This is a genomic window from Phenylobacterium sp. (assembly GCF_036677185.1).
Classification (GTDB): domain Bacteria; phylum Pseudomonadota; class Alphaproteobacteria; order Caulobacterales; family Caulobacteraceae; genus Phenylobacterium.
The window spans coordinates 1-25,813 of record NZ_JAKFEN010000022.1 but is presented as its reverse complement, the minus strand read 5'-3'; the positions used below and the strand labels follow the sequence as shown (position 1 = coordinate 25,813).

Here is a 25,813-nt window from a genome sequence, read left to right as displayed (position 1 = left end):
GAAGACCCAGCGCGTTAGTCAAGTATTAGGCGGCGCGCATGACGAGAGGACGAGCATGCCAGAGGTGGTTCTGACCGGTGCGGCCGGGCGGATCGAGGGCCGGTATTCGGCGGGCAAGACCCCCACGGCGCCCATTGCGCTGATCCTGCACCCGCACCCCAAGGCCGGCGGCCAGATGAACCATCCGGTGGCTGTGCAGCTGTTTCACCTGTTCATGAAGCGCGGCTTCTCAACCCTGCGATTCAACTTCCGCGGCGTGGGCCGCAGCCAGGGCGAGTTCGACAGCGGCATCGGCGAGCTGGCGGACGCCGCCACAGCGCTCGATTGGCTTCAATCCACCAACCCGGCGGCCTCGCAGTGCTGGGTGGCCGGCTATTCGTTCGGCGCCTGGGTGGGCATGCAGCTCTTGATGCGCCGTCCGGAGACCGACGGCTTCATCTCGGTCTCGCCGCCCACGAACATGTACGACTTCAGCTTCCTGGCCCCCTGCCCGGCCTCCGGCCTGATCCTGCACGGCGGGGCCGACACCGTGGTGCCGCCGGTCGAGGTCGAGCGCGTCGTCTCCAAGCTGCGCACCCAGAAGGGCATCGTCATCGACCACGAGGTCATCGAGGGCGCCACCCACTTCTGGGCCGAGAACCTGCCGGACGTGGAACAGCGCGTCGGCGCCTATCTCGACAAGCGCATCGCCGCGGACCCGATCTAGGCTCCTTTTCCCTCCCCTTTATGGGGAGGGACGGCGGCGCAGCCGCCAGGGTGGGGAATTCCGGCAATCCGCGCGGACGCTTCAGGCTACCCCACCCTCGACCGCTACGCGGTCTGCCCTCCCCATAAAGGGGAGGGAAAAGATCACCTTAGCTCCCCTTCAGGAAATCCAGCGCCATCAGGGCCTGAGCCCGCACGCCGATCTCCATGGCCGCCTCCTCCACGTCGAAGAAGGGCGAATGGTTGCCGCCCTTCGGGAAGCCGACGCCCAGGTGGTAAAAGAAGCCCGGGACCTCCTTCTGGAAGTAGGAGAAATCCTCGGCGCCCATGATGTAGTCGATGTCGTCCACGACCTTGCCGCCGGTGGCGCGCGTCAGGGTCGGCTTCATCCGGGCCGTCAGGGCGCGGTTGTTGTCGGTCACCGGATTGGGCGTGCCCCAGATGAACTTCGCCGTGGCGCCGTAGCGCTCCGAGATCGAGCTCACCGCCTTCTCAGCCCGGGCTATCACGTCGGTGCGCATCCCCGGATCGAAGGTCCGCAGGGTTCCGGTCATCGCCATGTCCTCGGGGATGATGTTGTAGCGCAGGCCCCCATGCAGAGTGGCCACGGTCAGCACCGTGGGCGTCTTGGAGACGTTGATCTGGCGCGAGGCGATCTGGTTGAAGGCGGTGACGATGTCGGCCGTCAGGGAGGACATGTCGATCCCCTGCCACGGCATGGAGCCGTGCGCCTGTCGCCCCTTCAACTGGATCTCGAAGCGGTCCGAGGCCGCCATCATCGGGCCCGGCCGCCAGACGATCGTCCCAACCGGGCCGGGGAAGGCGTGAAGGCCGAAGATCGCGTCCACCTTGGGGCTCTTCAGAACCCCTTCCTTGACCATCAGGGTCGCGCCGCCCTCCTCGCCCGCCGGCGGGCCCTCCTCCGCCGGCTGGAAGACGAAGACCACCGTGCCCTCGATCTGGTCCTTCATGCCGGCCAGGACTTCGGCCGCGCCCATCAGGATCGCCACATGGCTGTCATGGCCGCAGGCGTGCATGACCGGCACGGTCTGGCCGTTGTACTGCGCCGTGACCTTGGAGGCGAAGGCCAGTCCGGTCTGCTCGGCCACCGGCAGGGCGTCCATGTCGGCGCGCAACGCGACCACCTTGCCGGGCTTGCCGCCCTTCAGGATGCCGACCACGCCGGTCTTGCCGACGCCGGTGCGCACCTCGAACCCCAGCTTGCGCAGATGGTCGGCGACGATCTTGGCGGTCCGGACCTCGCTGTTGCCCAGTTCGGGATGCTCATGGAAGTCGCGCCGCCAGGCGATCACCTTGGGCTGCAGCGCCTTGGCCGCGGCGAACACCGCCGTGTCGTATGGCTGGGGCGCGGGCTTGTCCTGCGCCTGCGCCCCCGTGGTCAGCGCGAACGCCGCGGCCGCACCGGCCAGCCAATAGCCCTTGGACATGGAAGAACTCCCCGATTCATGCCGTTGGTCGGGCGACGCGCCCGCCGGTCATGGGCGCGGTGACGCCCGTGGTCTTTGGATATGAGATCGCCAGGCCGCGCAGGGTCCGCGCCGCCAGGTAGGCGAAAGCCTCGGCCTCGATGGAATCGCCGCGCCATCCATGGTCCTCGGCGGTGCTCACTGGAACCGACAGCCGTTCGGCGAAGGCCTTCATGAGCTGCGGATTGTGCCGCCCGCCGCCACACACGACGAGTTCCGTCGGCACGCCGCCCATCAGATCGAAGCCCAACTTCACCGCCTCGGCGGTGAAGGCCGTCAGGGTGGCGGCGGCGTCCTCCAGCTGCAGCTTGTCCAGCGGTTGCAGCGGGAAGTCGTAGCGGTCCAGCGACTTGGGCGGCGGAGCCTTGAAATAGGGATGGTCCAGCAGGCCGCGCAACACCGTCTCGTCCACCTGGCCGACGCTGGCGTACTTGCCGCCCGCGTCGTAGCGGCCGGCGCCGCGGCCCTGGACCAGCAGGTCGATCATGCCGTTTCCGGGCCCCGTATCGAAGGCGGCGATGTCGCCGGTCTCCGACCAGAAGGTGACATTGGCCACCCCGCCCACATTGAGGATGGCGAGCGGCGGCTTCAGCCCCGCGGTCCGGGCCCGCGCCAGGTGGTAGATCGGGGTCAGCGGCGCGCCATCGCCGCCCGCGGCCACGTCGGCGGCGCGGAAGTCGTAGGCCACCGGCACGCCCGCGGCGTCGGCCAGCCATTGGGCGTCGCCAAGCTGGACCGTGCGCCCGATGCGCCCGCCTTGGGGACGTTCATGCAGCACCGTCTGGCCGTGCATGCCGATAAGGTCGATGTCGGACCAGGCCAGGCCATGTTCGGCCAGGAACCCCTCGGCGGCCTCGAAGTGCTCGCGGGCCACGGCGGCGGCGGTCTCCTTGAAGATCTCCGGCTCTGGGGCGCCGCGCGGCCATTGCAGGGCCTGACTTGTGGCGTCCAGGATGAGATCGCGCACGGCGTCGGTCAGCTTGCGTTCGCCCGCCGGGCCGAACGCGGCGATCGTCTCGCCGTCCGTCTCCAGGATCGCCATGTCGCAGGCGTCCAGCGACGTGCCGGTCATGAAGCCGAGGACTCGCATGGAGAGCTTGACTGCCACGCCCTCGCGCCGGTAGCTAGCGGCCATGATCGAACACCGCTCCGCCAACCTGGCCAGCTATTACCGCCTGCCCTAAAGCAGGCGCGGTTCGATCCCTTGCGCCTACCTCACCAGGTCGGCGCCCATCTCACCCAAGAGAAAAGACGGTCTCCGGCCCTCCGCCGACCAGGAGCCTGTCAGATGTCCCTCGAAATGCTTGCAGACCGCGTGTTAGAGCGCCCTGCGTCTTCGTCAGAGTTATCGCCCATGTCCGCCGACCAGCCCTTCAAGTCCCAGTTCCTGCGCGTGATGCAGGAGCGCGGCTACATCCATCAGATCACCCATCCGGTGGAGCTGGACGAGGCCGCGGCCAAGGGGGCGATCACCGCCTACATCGGCTTCGACGCCACGGCGTCCAGCCTGCATGTCGGCCACCTGATCCAGATCATGATGCTGCGGCGCCTGCAGCAGGCCGGCCACAAGCCCATCGTGCTGATGGGCGGCGGCACCACCAAGGTGGGCGACCCGACCGACAAGGATGGCCAGCGCCCCCTGCTGACCCACAACCAGATCCAGGCCAACATCGCCACCATCAAGGGCACGTTCGAGCGCTTCCTGACCTTCGGCGACGGCCCAACCGACGCGGTCATGGTCGACAACGACGAATGGCTGTCGAAGTTCGGCTACGTCGAGTTCCTGCGCGACTACGGGGTCCATTTCACGATCAACCGGATGCTGGCGTTCGACAGCGTCAAGGCGCGGCTGGATCGCGAACAGCCGATGACCTTCCTCGAGTTCAACTACATGCTGATGCAGTCGGTGGACTTCCTGGAGCTGGAACGGAAGCACAACTGCCTGCTGCAGATGGGCGGCTCCGACCAATGGGGCAACATCGTCAACGGGGTGGAGCTGATCCGCCGCGTGGATCAGAAGCCGTCCTTCGGCCTGACCACCCCCCTGCTCTCCACGGCCTCGGGCCAGAAGATGGGCAAGACCGTGGGCGGGGCCGTCTGGCTCAACGCCGACATGCGCAGCCCCTACGATTACTGGCAGTTCTGGCGAAACACCGAGGACGCCGACGTGGGCCGCTTCATGAAGCTGTTCACCGATCTGCCAGTGGATGAGATCGCCCGCTACGAGGCCATGCAAGGCGCGGAGATCAACGAGGCCAAGAAGGTGCTGGCCAATGCGGCCACCACCCTGCTGCACGGCGCGGAGGCGGCTCAGGCCGCGGCCGAGGCCGCGCGCGTGGCCTTCGAGGTCGGCAGCGTGTCGGACGACATGCCGACCCACGAGGTTCCCGCCGCCGAGCTCGACGCCGGCATCGTCCTGGCCGCCCTGGCCGCCGACGCCGGCCTGGCGGCCTCCCGCGGCGAGGCTCGTCGCCTGGCCCAGGGCGGCGGCCTGCGGGTCAATGACAAGGCCGAGACCGACGCCAACCGCGCCATCACCTCGGCCGACCTGGTAGACGGCGTGGTGAAGCTGGCGGCCGGCAAGAAGAAGATCGTCCTGGTGAAGCCCGTCTAGGCCTGGAGAGACGCGATGTCCGAACTGACCGAAGGCGCCCCGGCGCCCGACTTCGAACTGGCCGGGGCCAACGGCCCCATCACGCTCGCCAGCTTCAAGGGTAAGCCCCTGGTGGTCTATTTCTACCCGAAGGACGACACCCCCGGCTGCACGAAGGAATCGCAGCAGTTCAGCGCCTTGGCGGCCGATTTCGCCAGAGCGGGCGCCTCGGTTCTGGGCGTTTCGAAGGACAGCCTGGCTCGTCACGCGAAATTTACAGCCAAGTACGACCTCACCGTGCCCCTGGGTTCGGACCCGGAAGGAACCATGATCGAGGCCTATGGGTCCTGGATCGAGAAGAGCCTGTATGGCCGCCAGTACATGGGCATAGATCGCTCGACCTTCCTGATCGGGGCCGACGGCAAGCTGGTCCGAATCTGGCGCAAGGTCCGAGTCGATGGCCATGCCGAAGCCGTCCTCGAGGCTGTGAAATCCCTTAAAGCTTAAGCGTGTTGCGCTGCGGCCGACCGCCGCATCGCCGCGCTTTGGCGTGGCCGGCGGAGGGTCCGGCTTCCGCTTCCAATTGTTGTAGATATGTCGCGGCGGCCGGCGATCTGGGCCTTGGCGGGCAAGGCGGCGCGAACGGCCCTAGCTTGGCCGTTCAGCTCCCGTTAACCAACGCGATTAACAATCCTCAGACTCAGGCTCATCGCCCTCGCGGCGCGAAGGGTCTTGCGCGTTTTCCAATTCTCACTGCATATCCGCGGGACCAAAAAGTTCCGTAGCCGACGCGGTGGAAATGACACGCTTTGCGCGCCTTCGCCGATCGCTTGATGAGCTATTTCCCGAAAGACATCTCTATGTCCGCTCCGGCGGGGAAATGCGGGCGTTCGTACTGACCACCGGCAAACAGCTGGCCGGCGCCGGCGCGGTGGCGGCTGGCGCGCTGTGGATGGGCGTCTGCACCGCGGCCATGCTGGTCAACGCCATGGCGATATCGGGCCACGACCAGGAACTGGCCCGCATGCAGGCCAAGTCTGAGCGCCTGGTCGCCGACCGCGAAGCCCGGCTGAACAGCGCCGTGGCGCAGCTGACCGCCGCCGAGGGCGGCGTGGACCAGTTGGCCATCACCGTCGAGAAGCGCCACGCGGCGCTCGCCATGCTGCTCAGCGACATCAAGGACGCTCCCGGCGTCGCCGTGGCGCTCGCCCCCACCATCCGCAAGGCCAGCAACATCCCGGCCACCGTCAGCCCCATGCGCCGCATCGAGCTGGTGCGCGCCGGCCAGGAACGGCTGATCGACGCGGCCGACGACTTCGCCAAGACCCGCGCCGACCGCCTGCGCCTGGCCTTCCGCCTGGCCGGCCTGACGCCCTCGTCCTATGTGCCCAAGGGCGGCTCGCTCGGCGGGCCGCTGATCGAGGCCAAGGATCCCCGGGCCCTCGCCGCCGTCCTGGATGTGGACGAGGGCTTCGCCCAGCGCATCCAGCACGCGGCCACCAACCTCTCCGAGGCTGGAGCCCTGGCCGAGGCGGCGCAGAACCTGCCCTTCGCCCGCCCGGTCTCCACCGGCACCAGCAGCGGCTTCGGCGTCCGCTTCGACCCCTTCACCCGGCGCCCGGCCTTCCATTCGGGCCTGGATTTCACCGGCGGCTACAACTTCCCGATCCAGTCGACCGCGCCGGGCGTGGTGTCGTTCACCGGCGTGCGGTCGGGCTACGGCAACACCATCGAGATCGACCACGGCCGCGGCTTCAAGACCCGCTACGCCCACCTCCAGGCCATCGCGGTCCGTCCGGGCCAGCGCGTCGCCGTGGGCCAGCGGATCGGAGCCATGGGCTCCACGGGCCGCTCCACCGGCCCGCACCTGCATTATGAGGTTTGGGTCAACGGACGGGCGCAGAACCCCGGCCGTTACGTGAAGGCGGGCGACTATGTTCTCCAAGGCGACTAAGAGCACCTCCGACAAGCTGGTTCCGGACATGGCGGCGCCTCCCGAGGCGGGCCGCAAGGCGCCGCGGACCCCCTCGCTGATCTCCGACAACATCACCATCGAAGGCAGCGTCATCGGCGAGGGCGAGCTGCAGATTGACGGCGTGGTGCGCGGCGAGGTCCGCGTGGACAAGGTCACCATCGGCGAGACCGGTCATGTGGAGGGCGCGATCTTCGCCGAGGTCGTCGAGACCCGCGGCCGGGTCATCGGCCAGATCAGCGCCAAGCAGGTCCGCCTGCACGGCACGGCCTATGTGGACGGCGACATCACCCACGAACAACTGGCCATGGAATCGGGCGCCTTCTTCCAGGGCCGCAGCCTGAAGTTCCAGCGCCCCGCCGCGCCGCCGGCTATCTCCGCCCCGACCCTGGTCTCGGAGACCGAGGTCCGCGAACCGAGCGCCCAGGTGGGCTGAGCCCAGCCCCTCACGGCTCGGACCTAAGTCGCATCCGGATGTCCTCGTAGGCCGCGGCTATGAGGTCGCGCAAGGCGTCCGCGTTCACCTGCCGCGGCCCGCGAATCTTTACGTGCCGCATCCGCTTGCCAGCGCCTTCCAGCAGGCCCTCCGGGTCGTCGAGCATGGCCCCGCAGAAGAAGCCAACGTTCACATGGGCCTTGAAGGCGTTGACGTAGCCGAACGGCGCGTCCTCCACGCAGGCGACGGGGCAGCCATCGTGCATGAGCTCGCGGACGTCGGCGCCGCAGCCGCGCATCTGTTCGAACCAAGTCCGCGCGACCCGGCGCAGCTCGTCTTCCGGTTCCGGCGGCCAGACGTCGCTTTCGCGGTCAAGGCGGACGACACCGGAAAACCAGGCCTCGATCTCGGGGTCCCGCTGGACCGCACCGGAGAGCCGGAACAGCTGGCTCATCTGACCTCCTGGGTTAAGCCGCGTCCTCATAGGCGCCGTTCTTCAGCACAGGCGCGCAATGGCTGACGTCCAGCTCCAGTGCGATCTCGACATCCCGCTCGTGGCCGCGGTCGCTTAGTTCCCGACCTGACATGCAGTCGCCGATAAGCGCTGGCAGGTGCGGCTTGGCGCAGCGGAACGCCTCGCAGGCCACCTGGGCCTCCGCCGACGCGGCCAGGCCCAGGGCCTCGATCACCGCCCCGGCGCCGATCAGATCCTCGATGGCCGGTCGTAGGGAACCGTCCGGCCAGCGTTCGCCGGCTGGGATGACCGCGATGTCGTGACCGTTCGCCAGGGCGCGGGCCTTGGCCGCCACGGCCGAGGCGTTGCGCAGGCAACCCGCCAGCACCGTGGCGTGGCCCCCGGCCAGGGACAGCCGCGAACCGTTCGGCGACGGCAGCAACAGGCGTTCGCCGGGATTGAGCTTCAGCAGGCTGGCCGGCGACAGGCTGAGCTGGCCCCCTGCCCTTCGGCTCGCCGCGAGGCGCGCGCCCACTCGCGCGGCCTCGTCCCGGGCGGCGTCCTCGTCGCCGTACGGGAACGGATAGATCTTCGCATGCCGGTGGACCGCCACATCGACGGCGGTGGAGAAGGACAGCACATCGACGATCACCAGCACGGCGCACCGGTCGCGCAGCGCCTCGACGCCCTGCAGCCCCCATTCGCAGCGGACCTTTTGCATCGCAACCCGCTCCTCGCTGAACGCCCAAATCAAGACGCTCGCCCGGCCCGAATTGCAAACGCCGCCGTAGCTAGGCGGTGGCGTCCCGGGTCGAGCCGACCCGCTGGGCCAGGGAGGCGCCCATGAATTCGTCCAGGTCGCCGTCCAACACCCCCTGGGTGTCCGAGGTCTCCACGTCGGTCCGCAGGTCCTTGACCATCTGGTAGGGCTGCAGGACGTAACTGCGGATCTGGTGGCCCCAACCGATGTCAGTCTTCTGGTCGGCGATCGCCTGGGCTTCGGCCTCGCGCCGCTGCAGCTCCAGCTCGTAGAGCCGGGCGCGCAGCATCTTCCAGGCTTCCTCGCGGTTCTGGTGCTGGGATCGCCCGGCCTGGCAGGCCACGGCCACCCCGGTCGGGATGTGGGTCAGGCGCACGGCGGAGTCGGTCTTGTTGATGTGCTGGCCGCCGGCGCCGGAGGCCCGGTAGGTGTCGGTGCGCACGTCGGAGGGGTTGATCTCGATCTCGATGGTGTCGTCGACCACCGGATAGACCCAGACGGAGGCGAAACTGGTGTGGCGCTTGGCGGCGGCGTCGAAGGGCGAGATTCGCACCAGCCGGTGCACCCCGGCCTCGGTCTTCAGCCAGCCATAGGCGTTGGGGCCCTTGATCTGCAGGGTGACCGACTTGATGCCGGCCTGTTCGCCCGAGGTCTCCTCCAGGAAGTCGACGCTCATGCCGTGGGCGTTGGCCCAGCGGGTGTACATGCGCAGCAGCATGCCGGCCCAGTCATTGGATTCCGTGCCGCCGGCCCCGGAATTGATCTCCATGAAGGCGTCGTTGCCGTCGGCCTCGCCCGACAGCAGGGCCTCCAGCTCGGCGCGGGCGGCGCGTTCCTTGATGCCCTTCAGCTGGGCCCGGGCTTCCTCGAGAGAGGCCTCGTCGCCTTCCTCGTCGGCCATCTCGGCGTAGCCGACGGCGTCGGCCAGATCGCGCTCGAGCGACTTCACCGCCTCGATCTGAGCGGCGAGCTTGGAGCGTTCGCGGGTGGTGGCCTGGGCCGAGGCGGCGTTGTCCCACAGGGTGGGGTCCTCGACGCGGGCGTTCAGCTCATCGAGTTTGCGGAGGGCCGGTTCCCAGTCAAAGACGCCTCCTGAGCAGGTCGATCGACTGCTCGATGTCGGCCTTGGCGGCCTCGACATCCACTCTCATGGGAAATCTCCGAACCAGACGTGCTCTGGGGTCGCGGCAGATAGCGTGCGCCGCGCCTCAATACAATCCGGTCATGTCGTCCGGCTTCTTCGCGGGCGGCGGGGGCGTGGCGTTGGGGGTCAACTTGCCGTCCGGCCAGACCTGGTTGTAGGGCTGCGGCCCGGCGCTGGACGCGGCGGCGCTGGGCAGCCGCACCTGCGGCTCCGTCCCCGGCCGGAAGGCCTCGCGGATGCCGCGGACCATGGCGAACTTGGCGTTGGTGGGCGCCTTGAACTCGGTCTTGGGCAGGTCCTTGGCCGCCTCGGCCATGAACTCGATGAAGATCGGCACTGCCGCCGTGGTGCCGGTCTCGCCGTTGCCCAGGCCCCGGTTGTCGTCGAAGCCGACGAAGATCCCGGCCACGATCTGCGGGGTGAAGCCCACGAACCAGGCGCTGCGGTACTCGTTGGTGGTGCCGGTCTTGCCCCCCACCGGACGATCCAGGACCAGGGCCGAGGTCGCCGTGCCGCGCTGGACGACGCCCTGCAGCATGGAGGTGATCTGATAGGCGGTGATCGGGTCCATCACCTGGTCGCCGCCGGGCGGCACCCGGGGGCTCTCGTCGCCGTTGAACCCCGCGCCGCAGCGGGGGCATTCGCGCTTGTCGGCCCGGAAGATGGTCTCGCCGTTGCGGTCCTGGACCAGTTCGATCAGGTGCGGCTCGATGCGGCGGCCGCCATTGACGAAGGTGGCGTAGGCCGAGGTCAGCTTGAAGGGCGTGGTCTCCCCCGCCCCCAGCGCCATGGCCAGCACCTTATCCATGTCCTTGACCACGCCCATCCGCTTGGCGAGCTCGCTGATCTTGGTCATGCCCACGCCCTGGGCCAGACGCACGGTCATGGCGTTGCGCGACAGCTCCAGGCCGCGGCGCAGGGTGAGCGCGCCGTAGTATTTCTTGTTGTAGTTCTCCGGCGTCCAGTTCTGGCCGGCGGCGCCCTTGAGCGTGATCGCCGAGTCCATCACCACGCTGGACGGCGTGTAGCCGTTCTCCAGGGCCGCGGCGTAGACGATCGGCTTGAAGGCCGAGCCCGGCTGGCGCATCGCCTGGGTCGCGCGGTTGAAGTTCGACAGCGAGAACGAATAGCCGCCCACCAACGCCAGGACCCGCCCGGAATTGGGCTCCATGGCGACCAGGGCGCCGTTGACGATGGGAATCTGGCGCAGGTGGAAGCCGCCGCCCTCGGCGGGCTCGACGAACACCAGGTCGCCGACATTGAGCCCCTTGCCCGCCTGGGCCCAGGCCACGTCCTGGCTGATGATCCCACCGGTCATCCCGCTGTCGGCTGTCTTGACCCGAACCATCGTCCCCGAGGACTCTGTCACCAGGGCCGCGCGCCAGTCGCGTCGCTCGGCCGGCGGTTTCTTCTTCTTGGCCATGGCCTCCCAGCCATCGGCCACCTCGACCCTCCCCCAGGCCCCCCGCCAGCCATGGCGGCGGTCGTAGGCCTCGAGCCCGTTCATCAGCGCCACCCGTGCGGCCGTCTGCAGCCGCGGATCGAGCGTGGTGCGCATGTAGTAGCCACCCTCGTTCAGGCGCGGCCCCAGGGTCGCCAGGCCCCGGCGGCGGACCTCCTCGACGAAGAAGTCGCCGTCGCGGTACTTGGCGCGGCTGGGGGCGTTCTGGACCTTCAGATCCTCGCGCTTGGCGGCCTCGGCGGCCTGGCGGCTGACCCAGCCCAGGCCGGCCATCTGGTCCAAGATCCAGTTGCGGCGGATGATCGCCTGCTGCTTGCGGCGCAGGGGGTGGTAGTTGTCCGGCCCCTTGGGAAGGGCCGCCAGATAGGCGCTCTCGGCCAGGGTGAGATCCGAGATCGACTTGCCGAAATAGTTGTAGGCCGCCGCGCCCACCCCGTAGGACCGGTAGCCCAGCCAGATCTCGTTCAGATAGAGCTCGAGGATCTGTTCCTTGTTGAGCGTCTGCTCCAGCCGCCCGGCCAGGATGGCTTCCTTCAGCTTGCGCCCCACCGTGGCGTCGCTGGTCAGCAGCACATTCTTGGCGACCTGCTGGGTGATGGTCGAGCCACCCTCCAGGCGCCGGCCCTGGGCGGCGTTCTGGACGTTCTTGGCCATGGCCCGCATCAGGCCGAAGGTGTCGACCCCGGCATGGCGGAAGAAATTGCGGTCCTCGGCCGCCAGGAAGGCCTGGGCGAGCTGCGGCGGCATGGCGTCATAGGGCACGTAGATGCGCCGCTCGCGGGAGAACTCCCCGATCAGCACCCCGTCCCAGGCATAGGCGCGCGTGGCGGTAGGCGGGCGATAGTCCACCAGATCGCCCGCGTCGGGCATGTCGTGGAACAGCCATGCGGCGTAGATGGCGATGGCGAACCCGGCCAAGGCGATTGCGCTCAGCACGGCGACGCCGGCGATCGCGACCCATCTTTCGGGGGGATTCAAGACTGACTGACCTCCGCGGACCGCCGGGCCCCGCTGGAATCTGATCTAGCGTGCATCGCTCCAGGCGCCAACGGCCCTAAGCGCGAAGGTCGGCGATCAGCGAGAGGCGAGACGGGTCTGTTGGCCGAAGTAGTCGTCGATGGCGTCGGCGACGCCGCCCATCAGGCGGCCGCGGCTGCCGGTGTCGCGCAGGGTCGCTTCATCGGCTGGATTGGTGATGAAACCCATCTCCAGCAGCACGGCGGGCACGTCGGGAGCCAGCAGCACGGCCAAGCCCGCCTCGCGGTGGCTGCGGCGCAAGAGCTGCTGGTGGTCGTCGATCCGCGACAGCAGCACCTCGGCGAAGGTGGCCGAACGGTTGCGGGTCATGCGCTGGGTCAGGTCCAGCAGGATGGTCGAGACCCCGTTGTCGCCATGGCTTCCGGCCCGCATGAACCAGTCGTCCTTGTTGACGAACTTGGCCGAACGGCCGCTGGCGCGATCGGCCAGGGTGTAGACGCTGGCGCCGCGCAGGCTCGAATCGGTGCCGGAATCCGCGTGAAGGGAGATGAACAGGTCCGCGTCGGCGCGCCGGGCGATCTTCACCCGGATGTCGTGGGCGACATAGACGTCCGAATCACGGGTCATCACGACCTTGTAGCGGCCGCTCTTCTCAAGTCGGGTCTTGAGCGCCCGGGCCGCGGCCAGGGTCACGTCCTTCTCAGCGCCCGTCGCGCCCTTGGCGCCAGGATCCTTGCCGCCGTGGCCGGCGTCGATGACGATAACCTTCTTGAGCGAAAGCGGCGGCGCGGTGACCGGAATCACAGGCAGGGCCGCCGAGGTCATGCGGGCGCCGGCGGCGACCATGGTCCGGGTAGGCGGCGCCTTGGCGGCCAGGTCGATCACATAGCGGTAGTTGCCGATCCCGTCGGCCGGCGGCAGCAGGAACCGGCGCTTGACGACCACGTCGGCGGCGAGGTCGATCCTCAGCCGCGCGCCCGCAGCGCCTTGATCCACAACCCAATTCTTGACGAGCCCCAGGCCCGCGCCCTGTAGCGGCCCCTCCACCGAGGCGCCGTTCAGGTTCAGCACCAGCCGACGGTCCTGCGCTCCGTCCGAAGCGATCTTGCCCGTGGCCGAGCGGTTCATGTCGATGACGATGCGGGTCTCGACCTGGTCGCCGCCGAGGCGGACCTTCAGGATTCCGGCGGTGACGTTTGCGGCCTGGGCGGCGGCGACGACGGCCAGACAGCAGACGCCCGCGGCCGCCGCGGCCAGCACGCGCACGCCATTCGCCCGAAACAGTCCGCCAACCCGCGCGAACATCCAACCCCACACGCAACAGTTTGAATCTGAACCGTCATATAGCCTTAAGCGGCGTGGACAAACGGTTAACCCGCGCGGGTCCCGGCCACGACGACCGCACCGCTTTCCTTTTGTCGCTTAGTGTTGCAATGTCGCGCCGCGCTGGAGCGCGCCTTGCGTCGCAAGGCTGCAGTCCGCGCGAAGCCAGCGTCAGCTCATCGCCCCTCGGCGACGACGCATCATCCGATCCGCGTCCCGCTGAGTGGGGCGCGCCTGGGAACACACCAATGGGCAGCGCCGCTCGAGCCCCTTTCCGGCCTACCGCCCGCGATGTCGCTTTCGACACCGCGAACGGCGGATGCGCGCGCGCCCTCCTGCAAAACCGGCGGCGCCCGAACCTCGAGTTCGCGGCGCGCCACGGAGATCGCCTTAATGCCCAAGAAGATGCTTATCGACGCCGCTCACGCCGAGGAAACTCGCGTGGTGGTGATCGACGGAACCCGAGTTGAAGAATTCGATTTCGAGAGCCAGAACCGCAAACAACTCAGAGGTAATATCTATCTCGCCAAGGTGACGCGCGTTGAGCCGTCGCTGCAGGCGGCCTTCATCGAGTACGGCGGCAATCGCCACGGCTTCCTGGCCTTCAACGAAATCCACCCCGACTACTACCAGATCCCGGTCGCCGACCGGGAAGCGCTGATGCGCGAAGAAGCCGAGGAAGAGGACGACCACCACGAGCCTCGCGGCCGTTCCTCGTCCAATGACGACGAGGACGAGGACGACGCCGCCCTCGACGACGACGACGTCATGGAGGAGGAGGTCGCCCGGCGCCGCCGGCGGCTGATGCGGCGCTACAAGATCCAGGAAGTGATCCGCCGCCGGCAGATCATGCTGGTCCAGGTCGTCAAGGAAGAGCGCGGCAACAAGGGCGCGGCGCTCACCACCTACCTGTCCCTGGCCGGCCGCTACGGCGTGCTGATGCCCAACACCGCCCGGGGCGGCGGGATTTCGCGCAAGATCACCACGGCCACCGACCGCAAGCGCCTGAAGGGCGTGGTCCAGAGCCTGGACGTGCCGGACGGCATGGGCCTGATCGTGCGCACGGCCGGCGCCAAGCGCACCAAGGCCGAGATCAAGCGCGACTACGAGTATCTCCTGCGCCTGTGGGAGAACATCCGCGACACTACCCTGCACTCCGTGGCCCCCGCCCTCATCTATGAGGAAGAGGACCTGGTGAAGCGGACGATCCGCGACCTCTACGACAAGGATATCGACGAGGTCTGGGTCGAGGGCGAGGCCGGCTTCAAGGAAGCGCGCGAGTTCATGCGCATGCTGATGCCGTCCCAGGCCAAGAAGGTTCAGCCCTATCGCGAACCGATGCCGCTGTTCGTGAAGTACCGGATCGAGGACCACCTCAGCCAGATCTACTCGCCGGTCGTGCCGCTGAAGTCCGGCGGCTACCTGGTGATCAACCAGACCGAAGCGCTGGTCGCCGTCGACGTGAACTCCGGCCGCGCCACCCGCGAGCGGAACATCGAGGCCACCGCGCTCAAGACCAACATGGAAGCGGCCGAGGAGGCCGCCCGCCAGCTGCGCCTGCGCGACCTGGCCGGCCTGATCGTCATCGACTTCATCGACATGGATGAGTCGAAGAACAACCGGGCCGTCGAGAAGAAGTTGAAGGACTCGCTGAAGGACGACCGCGCCCGCGTCCAGATGGGCAAGATCAGCTCTTTCGGCCTGATGGAGATCAGCCGCCAGCGCCGCCGCTCCGGCGTGCTGGAAGGCACCACCCACGTCTGCGAACACTGCGGCGGCGCGGGACGTGTGCGCACGGTGGAGTCCAGCGCGCTCACCGCGCTGCGCGCCCTGGAGATCGAGGCCCTGAAGGGCGGCGGCGAGGCGACCCTGAAGGTCCCTCGCGCGGTCGGCCTCTATATCCTCAACGAGAAGCGCAACCATCTGGCGCGCGTGCATGAGAGCCTGGGCCTGTTCATCACCATCGTGATCGACGACGCCCTGGCCCACGCCGACCACGAGATCGAGCGGACCTCCAGCGAGACGCGGCCCGAACACCAGGCCCTGATCAGCCGCGCTCCGATCCAGGCCTACCAACCGGTCGACGAGGATCTCGCCGACGAGACCTACGAAGACGAGGACGAAGAAGACCTTGAGGACGAGGACGAAGAGGCGATCGAGCGCGAGGCCACCGACGACGACGAGGCCGAGCATCGCCTGCAGGACGCCGACGACGGTGATGACGATCGCGGTCAGCGCCGCGGTCGCCGCCGGCGGCGGCGCGGTCGCCGCGACGGCGAGCCGCGCGAGGCCTCCGATCGTCCTGCCGCCGCCGCGGTTCCCGCCGCGACCGAGGCCGCCGGCTCCGACACCGAGGACGACGGCCAGGGTGGCCGGCGTCGCCGCCGCGGTCGCCGTGGCGGTCGCCGAATGCGCGACGACGGGCGTCCGACCGACGTGTTCTCCTGGACGCGCCCGTGGGTGCCCTACGGCGACGATCCGTTCGTCTGGCACGATCCGGCGGAAGACATCCCGACGCCGCGCGCGCCGGTGGCCGCCAATGACGAACGTCCGGTCGCCGCCGCGCCTGTCTCGCAGGCTCAGCCGGTGATCAGCGGTCCGGATGTCGATGTCTGGGTCGAGCTGCCCGCCGTCGACGACAAGCCGAAGAAGACCCGCTCGCGCCGGGGCCGCGGACGCGGTCGTGGCGAGGACGGTGAGAGCCCGGTCGAAACCGTGGTCGAGGCCGAAGCCCCCATGGCCGAGGCGGTCGTCGAGCCGGTGGTCGAAGCGATCCCCGAGCCGGAGCCCGCCGTCGAGGCGGCGCCGGTGAAGAAGCCGCGCGCGCGCCGCACCAAGGCCGCCATCGCGGCCGAGGCGGCGGCGGCGGAAGCGGTCGTCGAGACCGTGGCGGAAGCCGCCCCCGAACCCGAGCCGGAACCTGCTCCGGAACCGGCTCCGACGGTTGTGGCCGCCCGCGAGCCCGATCCCGCCGAAATCACCGCCAAGCCGCCCGCGGCGGCCCGCAAGGGTTGGTGGCGACGGGGCTAGCACCTAGATGCGCTTTCGGGCCTGGTTTCCACTCGGCCCGAAAGCGCGCTAGGCTTCGCACGACGGATTGGCGAGGGGCGCTAGGAGTTTGTTCGGCATGGTCTCCCCTGCCCGTTCCATTTCCCACGCCGCCCTGGCGGCGGCCGTCGCCTTCAGCATCGCCCTCCCCGCCGCGCCTGCCAGCGCCCAGGACGAGGGCATGGCGCTGATCCGCGACACGGAGATCGAAGAGATCCTGCGCAAGGACGCCGAGCCCCTGTTCAAGGCGGCGGGCGTCGATTCGAAATCCATCGAAATCCTGTTGATCGGCTCGAAGGAATTGAACGCCTTCGCCGCACCCAGCACCATGGCCGTCTATACCGGCCTGATCCTGGAAGCCGACAATCCCAACCAGCTTCAAGGCGTCATCGCCCACGAGGTCGGCCACCTGGCCGCCGGTCACTCGGCGCGTTCGGGAGAGATGAGCTCGGCGGGCATGAAGCCCTTCCTGCTGACCATGGGGCTGGGTGTCCTGGCGGCCCTGGCCGGCGCCCCCGACGCGGCGGCCGGCCTGGTGGGCAGCGCGGGATATTTCGGCACCCTGGGCGCCATGGGCTACAGCCGCGAGCAGGAGAGCCGCACCGATCAGGCGGGCGCGGCGATGCTCGAGCGGGCTGGCATCTCGGGCAAGGGCCTGGCCGACTTCTTCGACAAGTTCCGCTACCAGGAGGTGTTCCAGGAGGCGCGGCGGTTCGCCTATTTCCGCTCCCACCCCCTCTCGTCGTCCCGGATCGACTCCCTTCGCCACCGCGTCGAGCAGAACGCCAGCTACGACAAGGTCGACACGCCCGAGGCGATGGAGGAGCACAAGGTCATGAAGGCCAAGCTGGACGGGTTCCTCAACCCGACCACGGCCATCGTGAAGTATGGCGAGAAGGATACGAGCTACGCCGCGCGCTACGCCCGCTCGATCGCCTACTACCAGATGAAACAGCCCGACCAGTCGCTGAAGCTGATCGACGCCCTGCTAATCGAGCAGCCCAAGAACCCCTATCTCTGGGAGCTCAAGGGACAGGTGCTGTTCGAATTCGGCCGCGCCAAGGAGGCCGAGCAGCCCCAGCGCAAGTCGGTCGAACTGAAGCCCGACGCGCCCCTGCTGCGGGTCAATCTGGGCCAGACCCTGATCGCCCTGGACGAGCCCGTTAAGATCGAGGAAGGCGCGGCCGAGCTGCGCAAGGCGCTCACCCAGGAAGACGACAACGCCGTGGCCTGGCGGCTGCTGGCCCAGGCCTATGACAAGCAGGGCAAGGAGGGATTGGCCCGCCTGGCGACCGGCGAATATCACTTCGCCCTCGGCGACGCCCAGCAGGCGCGGGTCTTCGCCATGCGCGCCCGCGAGAAGCTGACCAAGGACACGCCCGAGTGGCGGCGCGCCACCGACATCGTGCTCACCTCCAAGCCCAGCAAGGACGACCTCAAGGACCTTGCCAAGGAAGGCTCGATCGTCCGCAGCTCCACGCGCTAGCGCCAGGCCGGCCGATCGCCTATTTCCGCAGGATGACCCCGATGTTCCGCACCGCCGTGGCGCTCGCCGCCCTCCTGTCGCTCGCCGCCTGCCAGAAGGCCGAGGACGCCGCCTTCGGTCAGAAGGTCCGCGCCTACCTGCTGGCCCACCCCGAGGTGATCGAGGAAGCGGTCCAGAAGCTGCAGGAGAAGAAGCAGGTCGAGGCCGCCAACATCGCCAAGGTGGGCCTGGTCAAGCACCGCGACGCCCTGGAGCGCGACCCGCGCGACTTCGTGGCCAATCCGAACGGCAAGACCACTGTGGTGGAGTTCTTCGACTACCGCTGCGGCTACTGCAAGGTCAGCGCCCCCGAGGTGCTGAAGCTGATCGAGGAGAACCCCGACGTCCGGTTCGTCTTCAAGGAATTCCCGATCCTGACCCGCGAGTCGGCCATGGCCGCCCAGGTGATCCTCTCGCGCAAGGCCAAGCCCAAGACCCTGGAGCTCCACCGCGCCTTCATGGCCGAGAAGGCGCTCAGCGAGGACAGCATCTACCGCCACCTGCGCGCCGCCGGCGTCGATCCGGCGGCGGCCAAGGCCGACGGCCGAGGCGCGGCGGTGATGAAGCATCTGGCCGACACCCGGGCGCTGGCCGGAAACCTCGGCATCGACGGCACCCCGGCCTTCATCGTGGGCGACCGGATGATCTCCGGCGCCGACATGGCCGGCCTGCGCGCGGCGATCGCGGAGGCCAAGACCGCCAACCTGAAGACCATCAACCAAGCCAAGGTCGACGGCGCCACCGGCTAGCCCGCCGCCAACGGAGCTGACGGCGTGCGGCCGTAGATCGCGGCGGCCTCCCCTACGTCAGGCTTTGCGGAGCGGCGCGGCGCGGCTAGGCTTGATTCTACGCTTAGGCGCCAGTCCGTCGAGACGGAGGCCAGGAAGCAGAATGCACGAACGCGTGCTGGTCATCGGATCGGGGATCGCCGGGCTGTGCGCCGCGCTTGCGCTGGCGCCGACCGGGCGCGATATCGTGATCCTGGAACGCGACCCGCCGCCACCCAAGGGCGACCCCGACACGGCCTTCGACGACTGGAACCGCCGCGGCGTCGGCCACCTGCGCCACAGCCACGCCTTCCTGGCGCGGCTGCGCACCCTGATCCGGGACGAGCATCCGCGGCTGCTGGCCGACCTGCTGAGCGCCGGCTGCCGCGAGATCGGCTTCGAGAGCATGCTCACCGACCTGCACAAGGCCGACTATCGGCCCGAAACGGTCGACCGTGACCTGGTGGTGCTGACCAGCCGCCGCACCACCCTGGAGCTGGTCATGCGCCGCTACGTGGAGCGATGGCCCAATGTGCGGGTCGCCTCGGAGACCTTCGTGCGCAAGCTGCTGGTGCAGCACGATCCCCAGGGCCTGCGGGTGGTGGGAGTGTCCGTCGCCGACGCGGCCGGGCCGCGCGACGTGATCGGCGACCTGGTGATCGACGCCGGAGGCCGTACCTCACCGGGGATCGAACAGCTCGTCGAGGCCGGGGCGCCGATCCTCGAGGAGACCGAGACCTGCGGCATCCTCTACTTCACCCGCCACTACCGGCTGTTGCCCGGCGTGAGTGAACCGCCGCGCGGCAAGGCGCCGGGCACCGGCGACCTGGGCTTCCTGAAGTTCGGGGTGTTCCCGGCCGACAACGGCTGCTTCTCCATCACCCTGTGCGTGCCGGAGATCGAGATGGAGCTGCGCAAGGCCATCGTCGCCCCTGAGGTGTTCGACGCCATCTGCGCGCGGATGCCGGGCCTGGTTCCCTGGATCGACCCGGCCACGGCGCAGGGCGTCAGCCGGGTGTTCGGCATGGGCGAACTGCACAGCCGCTGGCGCGATCTGGCCAAGGACGGCGCCCCGTCCGTCATCGGCTATTTCGCCCTGGGCGACAGCCTGATCCGCACCAATCCGCTCTATGGCCGGGGCTGCTCCTTCGCCGCCGTCCAGGCCTATCTGTTGCGCGACGTGCTGGTGGAGACCGACGACCCGGTGGTGCGGATGGTCGACTTCCAGGAACGGGTCACCCGCGAGCTGCGGCCCTACTACACCACCATGCGCGACCAGGATCGTTCGGCCATCAAGCGGGCGCAGCAGACCTTGACGCCCAGCTTCCGACCCAGCCTGAAGAGCCGGGTGCTGAAGAGCTTCATGGAGGACGGGGTGAGCATCGCCATCCGCTCCGATACCCAGCTCCTGCGCCAGGCGCTGCGCGGCTTCCACATGCTGGAGCACCCCTCGGCCTGGCTGAAGAAGCCGGGCAACCTGGCCAAGGTGCTGGGCTACTGGGTCGCTGGCCGTCAGCAGAAGGCGGCGGCCTATCCGCCCAAGCCAGGGCCGGACCGTGAGACCCTGATGCGCGCCATCGGCCTGGAGCCGGAGGCCGACATGCTGAAAGTCGCCGTCACGGGCTCCAAGACCCGCGCGGCCCTGCGCGAAGGCGTCGTCCAGGCGCCGTAAGAATAGGTCCTCCCCCAGCGCGCAGCGCGGTTTGGGGGAGGTGGATCGTCGCCTCTTTGCGACGAGACGGAGGGGGCTTCATCCACGGTGGACAGAGTCAAAGTCCCCCTCAGTCAGCCTCGCTGACAGCTCCCCCAGAGGGGGAGCATCTGAGGTCAGGGCTCGTCCGCCGGTCTGTTGAACAGCCCGCCGGCCGCCATCTGCTCGCGCATGGCTTCGGGGGCGGCGGTCGCCATCTTGTCCATTTCCACCAGCTCCGGGGGCACGTACCAGTGCAGGGTGTCGGCGTGGTAGGCCTCCCAGACGACCTTGGCGACCTCGACCGGCGGGATGGCCCGGAACAGGCCTTCCTTGGGCGCGTTGGCTACCGCCTCGGGCGGCAGGATCGGCGTGTCGATCAGGCCCGGCAGGACGTCGGCGACCCGCACCCCATAGGCCTTGAACTCCACCGACAGCGCCTCCGACAGCCCCTTCACCGCGTGCTTGGTGGCCGAATAGACCGCGATCCCCGGCATGCCGAAGGTGGCCGAGGACGACGAGGTGGTGAAGCAGAGCGAATTGGGCGTCGCCTTCAGCAGGCCGATCCCCTCATGGATGCCGATCAGCACCCCCATCAGATTGACCTGGACGACGGCGATCACGTCCTCGAACGGTTGGTCGGCGAAAGGGCCGCCCCGGCCGATCCCGGCGTTGTTGAACAACAGATCGAGCTGGCCGCCGGTGGCCTCCCCGAACGCCGCCAGGGCCCCGCGGTAATCCTCGCGGTCAGTGACGTCGAGCGTGCGGACCAGACAATTGCCGGCCCCCAGCTCGGCCTCCAGCGCCGTCAGGCCCGCCCCGTTGACGTCGTAGCCGCCGACGAACCAGCCCTTGCCCGCGAACAGCCTGGCGGTCTCGCGGCCCATGCCCGAGGCCGCGCCGGTGATGAAGATCGATTTGCGTCCGTTCGCCAGGCTCATCAGATCAGGCCCGCCGCCGGCGAGGACGCCTCGCCGAACACCTTCTTGGGCATGCGGCCCGCCAGATAGGCTTCACGGCCGGCGATCACCGCATGCTTCATGGCCCGCGCCATGCGGATCGGGTCCCTGGCGTTGGAGATGGCGGTGTTCATCAGCACGGCGTCGCAACCGAGCTCCATGGCCAGCGTCGCATCGGAGGCCGTGCCAAGGCCCGCGTCCACCAGCACCGGGACCTTGGTCTGGTCGATGATGATCTTGAGGTTCACCGCGTTGAGAATGCCCAGGCCCGAGCCGATCGGGGCCGCCAGCGGCATGATGGCCGCGGCGCCGGCGTCCTCCAGCTTGCGGGCGAAGACCGGGTCGTCGGTGCAATAGACCATCACCTGGAAGCCCTCGGCGATCAGCATCTTCAGGGCCCGTAGGGTCTCTTCCATGTCCGGATAGAGCAGGTTGGGGTCCGACAGCACCTCCAGCTTCACCAGGTCCCAGCCGCCGGCCTCGCGCGCCAGGCGCAGGGTGCGCACCGCCTCCTCGCCGCTGAAACAGCCGGCGGTGTTGGGCAGGAAGGTGAAGCGGTCGGGCTTCACGTAGTCGACCAGCATGGGCTGGCTGGGATCGTTGAGGTTCACCCGCCGCAGGGCCACAGTGACGATCTCCGCGCCGGCGGCCTCGACGGCCGCGGCGTTCTCCGCATAGTCCTTGTATTTGCCGGTGCCCACGATCAGCCGCGAGGTGAAGGTGCGGCCGGCCACGGTCCAAGTGTCCTGGTTGTGAACTGATCCATCCATGTCAGCCGCCTCCGATAAAATGCACGATCTCGATACGGTCGCCGTCGGTGAGCGCCGTGGCGCCATAGGCCGAGCGCGGAACGATTTCCAGGTTGCGTTCCACCGCCACCTTACGCGCGTCGAGGCCCAGCTCCGCCACCAGGGCGGCGATGCTGGACAGGCTCCCGAAGGCCCTTTCCTCGCCGTTGATAGTCAAAGTCATGACGACCTCGTGAAGCGCCAAATCGCCCAATGCTTGTGACCCCCGCCGCCGACCGTTACAAGACGGCGGAATCGACGGCGGAGCCGAATGTCGAAACCGATCTATGTGCTTAGCGGACCGAACCTCAACCTCCTGGGGGTCCGAGAGCCGGAGATTTACGGAAAAGAGACCCTGGACGACGTCCGCACCCGGTGCGAGCGACGTGCGGGCGCTCTAGGTCGCGCCATCGTCTTCCGGCAATCCAACCACGAGGGCGAGCTGATCGACTGGGTCCAGGAGGCCCGGACGGAGGCCTGCGCCCTGGTGATCAATCCCGCGGGCTACGGCCACACCTCCGTCGCCCTGCTGGACGCCTTGAAAACACTGGATATTCCGGTGATCGAGTGCCACCTCTCGAACCCGGCGGCGCGCGAGGCGTTCCGCCGCGAAACCTATGTCTCGCTGGCCGCGACCGGAGTGGTCTCCGGCTTCGGCGGGGCGAGCTATGAACTGGCCGTCGAGGCCGCCGCGGGCCTCATCCGCTAGGTCTCAACCAAGTTAAGGATTTTCATATGGCTAGCAGTCCCAAGGCTCCTGCCGATCCGATCGACGCGCGTCTGGTGCGCAAATTGGCCGACATCCTCACGGACACCGGCCTCTCGGAAATCGAAGTCGAGCGTGACGGACTGAAGATTCGCGTCGCCAAGACCCTGACGTCGGCGCCGATCCACTATGCGCCGCCCGTGCAGCAGAGCCATGCGGCCCCCGCGGCGGCGGCTCCCGTCTCCGAAGCGGCGCCTGCCCCTGCGGCGGAAACGCGCAGCAAGGCCGACACGATCAACTCCCCCATGGTCGGCACCATCTACCTGCAGCCCCAGCCGGACGCGCCGCCCTTCATCAAGGTGGGCGACACCGTCGCCATAGGCCAGACCCTGATGATCGTCGAGGCGATGAAGACCATGAACCCCATCCCGGCGACCAAGGCCGGCAAGGTGGTGGAGATCCTCGTCGAGGATGGGCAGCCGGTCGAGTTCGGCGAGCCGCTCGTCGTCGTCGAGTAGGACGATGTTCGAGAAAATCCTCATCGCCAATCGGGGCGAGATCGCTCTTCGGGTCCACCGGGCCTGCAAGGAAATGGGCATCTCCACGGTGGCGGTCCATTCCGAGGCTGACGCCGGCGCCATGTGGGTGCGGCTGGCCGACGAAAGCGTCTGCATCGGCCCGGCCCCGGCGGCCAAGTCCTATCTGAACATCCCTTCGATCATCGCCGCGGCGGAGATCACCGGGGCTCAGGCGATCCATCCAGGCTACGGATTCCTTTCGGAAAACGCCCGCTTCGCCGAGATTGTCACCGCCCACGGCTTCACCTTCATCGGCCCCAAGGCCGAGCACATCAAGATGATGGGCGACAAGATCACCGCCAAGCAGGCGGTGAAGGACGCGGGCATCCCCGTGGTCCCCGGCTCCGACGGCGCCGTGACCACCGAGGAGGAGGCCTTCGCTGCGGCCAAGGAAATCGGCTTCCCCGTCCTGATCAAGGCCGCCGCCGGCGGCGGCGGGCGCGGCATGAAAGTCGCCCAGAACCAGGACGAACTCTATGAGGCGGTCTCCACCGCCCGCGCCGAGGCCCGCGCGGCCTTCGGCGACGACGCAGTCTATATGGAGCGCTACCTCCAGACCCCCCGCCACATCGAGCTGCAGGTCATCGCCGACAGCTTCGGCAATGTCTGCCACCTGGGCGAACGCGACTGCTCGCTGCAGCGCCGCCACCAGAAGGTGCTGGAAGAAGCCCCCTCTCCGGTCATCGACGCCGCGGCCCGCGCCAAGATCGGCAAGGTCGTGGTCGATGCGGTCAAGGCCATCGGCTATCTGGGCGTCGGCACCATCGAATTCCTGTACGAGAACGGCGAGTTCTTCTTCATCGAGATGAACACCCGCCTGCAGGTCGAGCATCCGGTCACCGAAGCCATCACCGGCATCGACCTGGTCCGCGAACAGATCCGCATCGCCGCCGGCATGCCCCTGTCGTTCAAGCAGGAAGAGGTGGTCTTCGAGGGCCACGCCATCGAGTGCCGGATCAACGCCGAGAACCCGAAGACCTTCGTCCCCTCGCCGGGCCTGGTCACCGATTTCCACGCGCCGGGCGGCCTGGGTGTGCGGCTCGATAGCGCCCTCTACGCCGGCTACACGATCCCGCCCTATTACGACAGCCTGGTGGGCAAGCTGATCGTCCACGGCCGCGACCGCGAGGAATGCATCGCGCGCCTCAACCGCTGCCTGGGCGAGATGGTGGTCGGCGGCATCGAGACCTCGATCCCGCTGTTCCAGGATCTGCTGCAGCAGCCCGACATCCTGGCGGGCAAGTACGACATCCACTGGCTGGAACGATGGATGAAGGCCCAGTCAGAGGCGTAGCCCTCCCGCGCGCCGCAGGCCGCCGGCCATGAGCGGGCGCTTCGGGGCGCGAGAGCTGCTGGACTGCTACGCCCGCGGCGTCTTTCCCATGGCCGACGCCCGTGAGGACGAGCGGGTCTTCCTGATCGATCCCGAGAAGCGCGGTGTCCTGCCGCTGGCGGGCTTCCACGTCTCGCGCCGGCTGGCCCGCACCGTCCGCGCCGAGCCGTTCGAGATCCGCATCGACACCGCCTTCAGCCAGGTGGTCGAGTTCTGCGCCGCGGCCACGTCGGGCCGGACCGAGACCTGGATCAACGGGGTGATCGAGCGCCTCTACGGCGAGTTGTTCGAGACAGGCCATGCACATTCCGTCGAGTGCTGGAAGGACGGCCGGTTGGTCGGCGGCCTCTATGGCGTGTCACTGGCGGGCGCCTTCTTCGGCGAGAGCATGTTCTCGCGGGCCACTGACGCCTCGAAGGTGGCCCTGGTGCACTTGGTGGCGCGGCTGATCGCCGACGGCTTCGTCCTGCTGGACGCCCAGTTCATGACCGAGCACTTGACCCAGTTCGGCGCCGAGGAGATTCCTCGCGCGGAGTACCGCCGCAGGCTGGGCCGCGCGCTAGGCCGGGACGCGGTGTTTCAGCGCAGCGCGGTAGGCGGGGGCGCGGCGGCCCTGCAGGTGATCAGCCAGGCGTCGTAGACGGGATGCTCCAGCGGGTTCAGGCCCGGCGAGGCGGCGTACATCCAGCCTCGGAAGGCTTGGCGCGGCGGCGGGACCGGCTTGCCGGGCGCCGGGCGCGGCTGGGATTCCACGGTCAGATGGACCATGGAGTCCTCCACCGCTTCGTCCTCGGCCGAGCGTTCGCAGGCCTTCACCGTGAACACCAGATTCTTGTAGCGCACGGGTTTGCCCACCGCGGCCTCAAAGCGCATGGATTCGGCGGTCACCTTGTCCAGGGCCTGGATCACCGCGACGTCGTAGCGCGCTCGCTTGATGGCGGCTTCCGCGGGCTTGGCGGCGACCTGGGCCTTTGGTGGCGGCGCGGGGGCCACCTCGGCGGCCTCGATGGGCGGCGTGACGATCGGCGGCGGCGGGGCCACCTGGACGGGCGGGGCCTCCTCGGCCGGCGCGGCGTCGGGGGTCGGCGACGGCACGGCCAGCGGC

At 68.4% G+C, this 25,813-nt stretch carries 24 protein-coding genes; 13 read left to right on the top strand and 11 right to left on the bottom strand.

Annotated elements, in window-relative coordinates:
- Nucleotides 1-55: 55 nt before the first annotated feature.
- The gene (locus tag V6M51_RS13470) at nucleotides 56-706 is read left to right on the top strand and encodes an alpha/beta hydrolase (protein WP_254837041.1); all 651 of its coding nucleotides are present in this window, start codon (nucleotides 56-58) and stop codon (nucleotides 704-706) included.
- Between the two features lie 148 nt (nucleotides 707-854).
- Here V6M51_RS13470 and V6M51_RS13465 read toward each other — a convergent pair whose 3' ends face one another.
- On the bottom strand, nucleotides 855-2,153 hold the full coding sequence (locus V6M51_RS13465) for an amidohydrolase (RefSeq protein WP_332767942.1): 1,299 nt from the start codon (nucleotides 2,151-2,153) through the stop codon (nucleotides 855-857).
- A 16-nt stretch (nucleotides 2,154-2,169) separates the two neighbouring features.
- Nucleotides 2,170-3,327 (bottom strand): anhydro-N-acetylmuramic acid kinase, encoded by a 1,158-nt coding sequence (locus V6M51_RS13460; protein WP_332767941.1) that lies wholly within the window; start codon nucleotides 3,325-3,327, stop codon nucleotides 2,170-2,172.
- A 165-nt stretch (nucleotides 3,328-3,492) separates the two neighbouring features.
- Here V6M51_RS13460 and tyrS point away from each other — a divergent pair, with 165 nt between their 5' ends.
- The 4 genes from tyrS (at nucleotide 3,493) to V6M51_RS13440 (ending at nucleotide 7,193) form a co-directional block, all read left to right on the top strand.
- Complete coding sequence (gene tyrS, locus V6M51_RS13455; protein ID WP_332768340.1) at nucleotides 3,493-4,806, top strand: tyrosine--tRNA ligase; 1,314 nt, start codon at nucleotides 3,493-3,495, stop codon at nucleotides 4,804-4,806.
- Between the two features lie 15 nt (nucleotides 4,807-4,821).
- Nucleotides 4,822-5,292, top strand: a complete 471-nt coding sequence (locus V6M51_RS13450) for a peroxiredoxin (RefSeq protein WP_332767939.1) — start codon at nucleotides 4,822-4,824, stop codon at nucleotides 5,290-5,292.
- 286 nt (nucleotides 5,293-5,578) lie between these two features.
- Nucleotides 5,579-6,739 (top strand): M23 family metallopeptidase, encoded by a 1,161-nt coding sequence (locus tag V6M51_RS13445; protein WP_332767937.1) that lies wholly within the window; start codon nucleotides 5,579-5,581, stop codon nucleotides 6,737-6,739.
- On the top strand, nucleotides 6,720-7,193 hold the full coding sequence (locus tag V6M51_RS13440; protein WP_442957651.1) for a bactofilin family protein: 474 nt from the start codon (nucleotides 6,720-6,722) through the stop codon (nucleotides 7,191-7,193). Before V6M51_RS13445 ends, V6M51_RS13440 begins: the two co-directional genes overlap by 20 nt.
- Before the next feature lie 10 nt (nucleotides 7,194-7,203).
- On the opposite strand, the gene V6M51_RS13435 is transcribed toward V6M51_RS13440, so the two are convergent.
- The 5 genes from V6M51_RS13435 to V6M51_RS13415 form a co-directional block, all read right to left on the bottom strand.
- Entirely contained in the window at nucleotides 7,204-7,647 is a 444-nt protein-coding gene (locus tag V6M51_RS13435; RefSeq protein WP_332767935.1) for a DUF1801 domain-containing protein, read from the bottom strand.
- 13 nt (nucleotides 7,648-7,660) lie between these two features.
- Nucleotides 7,661-8,368 (bottom strand): 2-phosphosulfolactate phosphatase, encoded by a 708-nt coding sequence (locus V6M51_RS13430; protein WP_332767933.1) that lies wholly within the window; start codon nucleotides 8,366-8,368, stop codon nucleotides 7,661-7,663.
- A gap of 70 nt (nucleotides 8,369-8,438) precedes the next feature.
- Nucleotides 8,439-9,558 (bottom strand): peptide chain release factor 2 gene (prfB, locus tag V6M51_RS13425; protein ID WP_332767931.1). Its coding sequence is split into 2 segments (ribosomal slippage): nucleotides 8,439-9,488 and nucleotides 9,490-9,558, totalling 1,119 coding nucleotides; the frame shifts between segments, so codons are not numbered across the junction.
- Nucleotides 9,559-9,615: 57 nt separating this feature from the next.
- Complete coding sequence (locus tag V6M51_RS13420; RefSeq protein WP_332767929.1) at nucleotides 9,616-11,991, bottom strand: penicillin-binding protein 1A; 2,376 nt, start codon at nucleotides 11,989-11,991, stop codon at nucleotides 9,616-9,618.
- A gap of 96 nt (nucleotides 11,992-12,087) precedes the next feature.
- Nucleotides 12,088-13,257 (bottom strand): N-acetylmuramoyl-L-alanine amidase family protein, encoded by a 1,170-nt coding sequence (locus V6M51_RS13415; protein WP_332767927.1) that lies wholly within the window; start codon nucleotides 13,255-13,257, stop codon nucleotides 12,088-12,090.
- 450 nt (nucleotides 13,258-13,707) lie between these two features.
- Here V6M51_RS13415 and V6M51_RS13410 point away from each other — a divergent pair, with 450 nt between their 5' ends.
- The 4 genes from V6M51_RS13410 (at nucleotide 13,708) to V6M51_RS13395 (ending at nucleotide 20,326) form a co-directional block, all read left to right on the top strand.
- Nucleotides 13,708-16,344, top strand: coding sequence for an Rne/Rng family ribonuclease (locus V6M51_RS13410; protein WP_332767925.1), 2,637 nt, complete (start codon nucleotides 13,708-13,710; stop codon nucleotides 16,342-16,344).
- Nucleotides 16,345-16,441: 97 nt separating this feature from the next.
- Nucleotides 16,442-17,848 (top strand): M48 family metalloprotease, encoded by a 1,407-nt coding sequence (locus V6M51_RS13405; protein ID WP_332767923.1) that lies wholly within the window; start codon nucleotides 16,442-16,444, stop codon nucleotides 17,846-17,848.
- A 41-nt stretch (nucleotides 17,849-17,889) separates the two neighbouring features.
- Nucleotides 17,890-18,636: a DsbA family protein gene (locus V6M51_RS13400; RefSeq protein ID WP_332767921.1), complete on the top strand. Its 747-nt coding sequence runs from the start codon at nucleotides 17,890-17,892 to the stop codon at nucleotides 18,634-18,636.
- Between the two features lie 142 nt (nucleotides 18,637-18,778).
- Nucleotides 18,779-20,326 carry an FAD-dependent oxidoreductase gene (locus V6M51_RS13395; RefSeq protein WP_332767919.1) on the top strand — a complete coding sequence of 516 codons (1,548 nt, stop codon included), beginning with the start codon at nucleotides 18,779-18,781 and terminating at the stop codon, nucleotides 20,324-20,326.
- Nucleotides 20,327-20,481: 155 nt separating this feature from the next.
- Here V6M51_RS13395 and V6M51_RS13390 read toward each other — a convergent pair whose 3' ends face one another.
- The 3 genes from V6M51_RS13390 to thiS are packed head-to-tail and all read right to left on the bottom strand — an operon-like array spanning nucleotide 20,482 to nucleotide 22,275.
- Complete coding sequence (locus tag V6M51_RS13390; protein WP_332767917.1) at nucleotides 20,482-21,285, bottom strand: SDR family oxidoreductase; 804 nt, start codon at nucleotides 21,283-21,285, stop codon at nucleotides 20,482-20,484.
- On the bottom strand, nucleotides 21,285-22,073 hold the full coding sequence (locus tag V6M51_RS13385; RefSeq protein WP_332767916.1) for a thiazole synthase: 789 nt from the start codon (nucleotides 22,071-22,073) through the stop codon (nucleotides 21,285-21,287). Before V6M51_RS13385 ends, V6M51_RS13390 begins: the two co-directional genes overlap by 1 nt.
- 1 nt (nucleotide 22,074) lies before the next feature.
- Entirely contained in the window at nucleotides 22,075-22,275 is a 201-nt protein-coding gene (thiS, locus tag V6M51_RS13380; protein WP_332767915.1) for a sulfur carrier protein ThiS, read from the bottom strand.
- An 87-nt stretch (nucleotides 22,276-22,362) separates the two neighbouring features.
- Between thiS and V6M51_RS13375 the strand changes: the two genes are divergently transcribed.
- The 4 genes from V6M51_RS13375 to aat are packed head-to-tail and all read left to right on the top strand — an operon-like array spanning nucleotide 22,363 to nucleotide 25,348.
- Entirely contained in the window at nucleotides 22,363-22,800 is a 438-nt protein-coding gene (locus V6M51_RS13375; protein WP_332767914.1) for a type II 3-dehydroquinate dehydratase, read from the top strand.
- Between the two features lie 26 nt (nucleotides 22,801-22,826).
- Nucleotides 22,827-23,315, top strand: a complete 489-nt coding sequence (gene accB / locus V6M51_RS13370; RefSeq protein WP_332767913.1) for an acetyl-CoA carboxylase biotin carboxyl carrier protein — start codon at nucleotides 22,827-22,829, stop codon at nucleotides 23,313-23,315.
- Between the two features lie 4 nt (nucleotides 23,316-23,319).
- Complete coding sequence (accC, locus tag V6M51_RS13365) at nucleotides 23,320-24,669, top strand: acetyl-CoA carboxylase biotin carboxylase subunit (protein WP_332767911.1); 1,350 nt, start codon at nucleotides 23,320-23,322, stop codon at nucleotides 24,667-24,669.
- A 28-nt stretch (nucleotides 24,670-24,697) separates the two neighbouring features.
- Nucleotides 24,698-25,348: a leucyl/phenylalanyl-tRNA--protein transferase gene (gene aat, locus V6M51_RS13360; protein ID WP_332767909.1), complete on the top strand. Its 651-nt coding sequence runs from the start codon at nucleotides 24,698-24,700 to the stop codon at nucleotides 25,346-25,348.
- On the opposite strand, the gene V6M51_RS13355 is transcribed toward aat, so the two are convergent.
- Nucleotides 25,288-25,813 (bottom strand): DUF2155 domain-containing protein (locus tag V6M51_RS13355; RefSeq protein ID WP_332767907.1); only part of this gene is annotated, 526 nt, incomplete at its 5' end. The genes aat and V6M51_RS13355 overlap by 61 nt on opposite strands.

Excerpts from the sequence above, each read along its gene's own strand:
- V6M51_RS13470 (WP_254837041.1), top strand. The coding sequence starts at position 56 with ATGCCAGAGGTGGTTCTGACCGGTGCGGCCGGGCGGATCGAGGGCCGG.
- V6M51_RS13465 (WP_332767942.1), bottom strand. The coding sequence starts at position 2,153 with ATGTCCAAGGGCTATTGGCTGGCCGGTGCGGCCGCGGCGTTCGCGCTG.
- V6M51_RS13460 (WP_332767941.1), bottom strand. The coding sequence starts at position 3,327 with ATGGCCGCTAGCTACCGGCGCGAGGGCGTGGCAGTCAAGCTCTCCATG.
- tyrS (WP_332768340.1), top strand. The coding sequence starts at position 3,493 with ATGCTTGCAGACCGCGTGTTAGAGCGCCCTGCGTCTTCGTCAGAGTTA.
- V6M51_RS13450 (WP_332767939.1), top strand. The coding sequence starts at position 4,822 with ATGTCCGAACTGACCGAAGGCGCCCCGGCGCCCGACTTCGAACTGGCC.
- V6M51_RS13440 (WP_442957651.1), top strand. The coding sequence starts at position 6,720 with ATGTTCTCCAAGGCGACTAAGAGCACCTCCGACAAGCTGGTTCCGGAC.
- V6M51_RS13435 (WP_332767935.1), bottom strand. The coding sequence starts at position 7,647 with ATGAGCCAGCTGTTCCGGCTCTCCGGTGCGGTCCAGCGGGACCCCGAG.
- V6M51_RS13430 (WP_332767933.1), bottom strand. The coding sequence starts at position 8,368 with ATGCAAAAGGTCCGCTGCGAATGGGGGCTGCAGGGCGTCGAGGCGCTG.
- V6M51_RS13410 (WP_332767925.1), top strand. The coding sequence starts at position 13,708 with ATGCCCAAGAAGATGCTTATCGACGCCGCTCACGCCGAGGAAACTCGC.
- V6M51_RS13405 (WP_332767923.1), top strand. The coding sequence starts at position 16,442 with ATGGTCTCCCCTGCCCGTTCCATTTCCCACGCCGCCCTGGCGGCGGCC.
- V6M51_RS13400 (WP_332767921.1), top strand. The coding sequence starts at position 17,890 with ATGTTCCGCACCGCCGTGGCGCTCGCCGCCCTCCTGTCGCTCGCCGCC.
- V6M51_RS13395 (WP_332767919.1), top strand. The coding sequence starts at position 18,779 with ATGCACGAACGCGTGCTGGTCATCGGATCGGGGATCGCCGGGCTGTGC.
- V6M51_RS13390 (WP_332767917.1), bottom strand. The coding sequence starts at position 21,285 with ATGAGCCTGGCGAACGGACGCAAATCGATCTTCATCACCGGCGCGGCC.
- V6M51_RS13385 (WP_332767916.1), bottom strand. The coding sequence starts at position 22,073 with ATGGATGGATCAGTTCACAACCAGGACACTTGGACCGTGGCCGGCCGC.
- thiS (WP_332767915.1), bottom strand. The coding sequence starts at position 22,275 with ATGACTTTGACTATCAACGGCGAGGAAAGGGCCTTCGGGAGCCTGTCC.
- V6M51_RS13375 (WP_332767914.1), top strand. The coding sequence starts at position 22,363 with ATGTCGAAACCGATCTATGTGCTTAGCGGACCGAACCTCAACCTCCTG.
- accB (WP_332767913.1), top strand. The coding sequence starts at position 22,827 with ATGGCTAGCAGTCCCAAGGCTCCTGCCGATCCGATCGACGCGCGTCTG.
- accC (WP_332767911.1), top strand. The coding sequence starts at position 23,320 with ATGTTCGAGAAAATCCTCATCGCCAATCGGGGCGAGATCGCTCTTCGG.
- aat (WP_332767909.1), top strand. The coding sequence starts at position 24,698 with ATGAGCGGGCGCTTCGGGGCGCGAGAGCTGCTGGACTGCTACGCCCGC.